This is a genomic window from Spiroplasma sp. ChiS (genome assembly GCF_002968355.1).
Taxonomy (GTDB): domain Bacteria; phylum Bacillota_I; class Bacilli_A; order Mycoplasmatales; family Mycoplasmataceae; genus Spiroplasma; species Spiroplasma citri.
Window position 1 is genome coordinate 1 of record NZ_PUUH01000007.1, and the last position, 3,843, is coordinate 3,843.

Here is a 3,843-nt window from a genome sequence, read left to right on the forward strand (position 1 = left end):
TCAGGTAAAATATTTGTTATACCTTCTTTAACTTTTCATAATGCACTAGTCAAACTCAGGTAAAATATTTGTTATACCTTCTTTAACTTTTCATAATGCACTAGTCAAACCCGTTCAAATCCCAGTCATACCCTAAGTCATAGTTTTAGGTGTAGGTGCTGTTAAAAAATTAAACGCTGTTGTTAAATACATACCTAACATTATTTATTACTCTCCTTTCTTTCAATTTCTTTTTTATCTTTTTTCTTTCCTCGAATTTGTTTAATTTTTTGATAAATTGATAAACCAATTCAAGCAAAAATCCCTAATATAATAACAACACTAAATATTGTCGTTAATCAAGTTGGCATAATACATCTCCTTTCTAAAAACTAAAAAATTGAAATTTGCAAACTCGCTCCGCTCGTTGTCGCTTCGCTCCATTAAAAACACTACTGAATAAATTATCCGCTAATAAATTACGCGGAATAATTTATTCTTTTACTTTTTAATTTCAATATCTTTTGCAATCTTATTAACAGTATTAATAACATTATCTTTACCATACTTTTTCACTAGGGACCGCAAAATAAAATATTGCTTTGTTTGCATAATTTCAACTCCTCAATTAAAAATATTAAAAAAATTTACTTTCCAAAACTGTAAAAACCAAAAATACAAAATGTATGTGGTTTCTACAAACAACCCTTTAACAAGAGTTGTTTTTTTGCCGCTTCATCATACAGGATGCCCACAAGATGGAACAAATTCAAATGATAATATCATTGCTATCCATACTAAATATAATAGAAGAAAAGCAGATTTTTAAAAACCAGGAAAATAAGACTTATTTTAAAAAATATGTTAAAATACTATAGGAATTATGCTAATAATTACTTATTACATATTGAAAAAAGGAGGACAACAAGAATGCCTTGATGAGCAGGACTTATTATTGGGATTGGTTGTTTAGTTATTGGTGGAGTTTTAGGATTTTTAATTACCAAAAAAAATGTGCAAAAACAATTACGTGATAATCCCCCAATTACTGAAAAACAAATTCGGGCAATGTATATGCAAATGGGACGTAAACCATCAGAAGCAGATATTAAAAAGGTTATGAATTCAATGAAACGTGCAAAATAAGGCTGTATTTAATATCTTTTGCCAATAATGAAACACATGTTAGATTATTAATCTAACATGTGTTTTTGTTTTATCAAATTATTATTATTATTATTATTATTATTACGAATACTTTTGCATAAATTTGCAAAAAATTTACAATTTTCCCCGTTATTACCAAAAGAAAGAAAACAAATTGCAAAGAAGAAAGAAAAAAATAAAATCAGAATAGACATATGTTACATATGTTATGTTGATTTAAGGTGTTAGAAGAGCCTTCGTTATCTTAATACTACAAAGATAATAATTAGTAAGGAGGGATAAAAATGTTGATTTTTTTATCTTTAACAACTGGGGATTATGTTCTAAATTTTTTTAAAGAATTTATTGGCACACCAGCAATCTTGATTGGTTTATTTGCCCTTGTTGGTTGTTTATTACAACGCAAGAAATTTACCGAAACAATTTCCGCAACGATTAAAACAACCATTGGGTTTTTAATTATTAGTGGGGAAGCTCGGATTTTAGTTGGTGCTGTTGGTAAATTAGGAAATGCTTTTAATTTATTATTTGGAATTAATGGCATTATTGCTAATAATGATGTTATTTCAGGATTATTTTTAAATAGTTTACCAAAAATTGTCTTAGCTGGAGCATTAATTATGATTTGTGCGATGTTATTAAATATTGTATTAGCGCGCATTACATCTTATAAATATATTTAAAAAGTTAAAATAAATATTACAAATAAAGATAATGACTTACGCATTATTCTTTACCACCTTTCTTCTTTTTAAAATTAATTATAAATAAAATACATCAAACTAATTCAAATCAAAAATACAAATTTGCAACTAACATATATCAGAATAAAATACCAAACTCATTAATTAATCTATCTCATTTATCGTAAATTGATCCAATAAATAAAGAAAAACCAAAACCAACAACTAAAATATATACTAATATTTCTCATCATTTTTCTTTTAAAAACTTTAAAATTTTAATTTTCATAAACTCAACTCCTAACTATACAATGTTTTTGAAATAATAACCCCAATAATATATAAACTTGATATTGTTAACATTAACGGATGACTAAATAAAATTGCCATTCTACCAAATAATCAAATTAACCAAGTATCAGAATTATATAAATCCATAATAATATTTTTTGCCGATGTAAATTGATTAATAATAACAGTAATAAAACCAGTTCCAAATATCGCGATTGCCGCAACCAATAAAGCTAATTTAATCATTACTTTTTATCTCCTTTAAATTTAATACTTCTAATATTTTTTGCTTGATATCTAATACTTTGTCGTTTAAGTTCTTTTTTAACTTGCTGCTTATTACTATTTTGATAAACATTTTTACCAACATTAATACCTTTTCGTACAGTTGACGAATATACTTGCGAAACACCATTATTAACTGTTGAACCTAAATTATTATATTGTGTTGATGTGCCGTGAATTGCATAAATAGATAACTTAATAACCATAAAAAGACTAAAAAATAAGCAATCGATGTATTTATGGATTTATATAATTCTGATACTTCGTTGATTTGATTATTTGGTAGAATGGCAATTTTATTTATTCATCCGTTAATGTTAACAATATCGAGTTTATATATTGTTGGGTTTATTGTTTCAAAAACATTGTATAGTTAGGAGTTGAGTTTATGAAAAAATCGTTATCTTTATTTGCCATATTTATTTTACTTTTTTTAGGTTTGGTTATTCCATTTATTACTTTAACGGCGTTTAGACCTTTAAATGAGGAGCATTATATGCTTAAACAAGAGAATAAATAGTACTGATAAAGGTATTAATGAAACTGATTTTATTAATACGATGTTTTTACGCAGTAGTTTTTTTGAAAATTGGTCGGAAACAAATTATTTTATTAATCCAACTTTAAAAACATCAAAAAAATTATCGTTTAATGATAAATGGTATTTGGATTTTTTACAAGATAGTTATTCTACGGGAGTTGTTTATGATAAACCAGATGAAGTATTTTTGGGTTATTATCAACAATGACATAGTTTAAAAAAACGGTATATGGTTGAAAAATTTTATGATGTTAAAAGAGAGAATTTTTTGAATGATTTAACTGATTTTATTTATGCCTTTGCTGTAAAATATAAGATGTTTGATGTATCGAAAAAAATTGTGGAGAATATTGATCGTTATAAAAAAAATCATTATCCAAGAGTTAAGTTAAACCAAGATAATTGAAAATTAATTGATAGTTCTTTAAATAATATACAAAAAGAATTTGAAAAATATAATGATAAATGATATTTTATTATTTGAAAAAGAGGAAATAGTTCACATTGAATATGACAATCAATGTTTTTTAAATATGATGAGTCTGCTCCTAGAATGACAGGTGCTTGACTTTCTTCTATAAAATCAATTTATCGTTGAGATAATACAAATAAACCTAAAAAAATAGAATTTAATGAAAGTACTGGTGAAATTACTGATTGAAATGGTTATCAACAAACTCGCGTAAAAGAATTTATTGATTTATCTTTATATTCTGTTTTGCAGGAAAATATTAGAGTTCAGTGAGGTGGTAGTGCGGATTATGAAAATCCGAATAAGGTTGGTACAAAGCGGATAATTTTTGATTTTGAGACGGTTGATGAATTGGATGTTAAAAATATTAAAAAAGCAATTTATCGGATGATTTTGACTGTTGATGAAGCAAATTTAATTATTTC

Annotated in this window: 9 protein-coding genes and 1 pseudogene; 6 read left to right on the forward strand and 4 right to left on the reverse strand. The window is 25.7% G+C overall.

Going from position 1 to position 3,843, the window contains the following annotated elements:
- Positions 1–200: 200 nt before the first annotated feature.
- A complete protein-coding gene (locus tag C6B38_RS00960; RefSeq protein WP_015967969.1) occupies positions 201–350 on the reverse strand; it encodes a hypothetical protein in 150 nt (49 codons plus the stop codon).
- 311 nt (positions 351–661) lie between these two features.
- Here C6B38_RS00960 and C6B38_RS09505 point away from each other — a divergent pair, with 311 nt between their 5' ends.
- The 3 genes and pseudogenes from C6B38_RS09505 to C6B38_RS00975 form a co-directional block, all read left to right on the forward strand.
- Positions 662–808 (forward strand): hypothetical protein, encoded by a 147-nt coding sequence (locus C6B38_RS09505; protein ID WP_162475780.1) that lies wholly within the window; start codon positions 662–664, stop codon positions 806–808.
- A gap of 101 nt (positions 809–909) precedes the next feature.
- Positions 910–1,125 (forward strand): YneF family protein, encoded by a 216-nt coding sequence (locus C6B38_RS00970; RefSeq protein WP_071937465.1) that lies wholly within the window; start codon positions 910–912, stop codon positions 1,123–1,125.
- A 323-nt stretch (positions 1,126–1,448) separates the two neighbouring features.
- Positions 1,449–1,826 (forward strand): annotated as a pseudogene (locus tag C6B38_RS00975) (PTS transporter subunit IIC); the annotation flags it as partial.
- 46 nt (positions 1,827–1,872) lie between these two features.
- Here the strand turns inward: C6B38_RS00975 and C6B38_RS00980 are convergent.
- The 3 genes from C6B38_RS00980 to C6B38_RS00990 are packed head-to-tail and all read right to left on the reverse strand — an operon-like array spanning position 1,873 to position 2,611.
- On the reverse strand, positions 1,873–2,118 hold the full coding sequence (locus C6B38_RS00980; protein ID WP_199558536.1) for a hypothetical protein: 246 nt from the start codon (positions 2,116–2,118) through the stop codon (positions 1,873–1,875).
- Between the two features lie 11 nt (positions 2,119–2,129).
- Positions 2,130–2,366 carry a hypothetical protein gene (locus C6B38_RS00985; RefSeq protein ID WP_105298315.1) on the reverse strand — a complete coding sequence of 79 codons (237 nt, stop codon included), beginning with the start codon at positions 2,364–2,366 and terminating at the stop codon, positions 2,130–2,132.
- The gene (locus C6B38_RS00990; protein ID WP_443028732.1) at positions 2,366–2,611 is read right to left on the reverse strand and encodes a hypothetical protein; all 246 of its coding nucleotides are present in this window, start codon (positions 2,609–2,611) and stop codon (positions 2,366–2,368) included. The genes C6B38_RS00985 and C6B38_RS00990 overlap by 1 nt, the downstream gene beginning before the upstream one ends.
- A 33-nt stretch (positions 2,612–2,644) precedes the next feature.
- Between C6B38_RS00990 and C6B38_RS09510 the strand changes: the two genes are divergently transcribed.
- The 3 genes from C6B38_RS09510 to C6B38_RS00995 form a co-directional block, all read left to right on the forward strand.
- Positions 2,645–2,782, forward strand: a complete 138-nt coding sequence (locus C6B38_RS09510) for a hypothetical protein (RefSeq protein ID WP_162475781.1) — start codon at positions 2,645–2,647, stop codon at positions 2,780–2,782.
- A gap of 11 nt (positions 2,783–2,793) precedes the next feature.
- Positions 2,794–2,925 carry a DUF3688 family protein gene (locus C6B38_RS10485; protein WP_199558537.1) on the forward strand — a complete coding sequence of 44 codons (132 nt, stop codon included), beginning with the start codon at positions 2,794–2,796 and terminating at the stop codon, positions 2,923–2,925.
- Positions 2,888–3,843, forward strand: a 956-nt coding sequence (locus tag C6B38_RS00995) for a spiroplasma phage ORF1-like family protein (RefSeq protein WP_199558538.1), incomplete at its 3' end; no start/stop codon positions are given. The genes C6B38_RS10485 and C6B38_RS00995, both read left to right, overlap by 38 nt.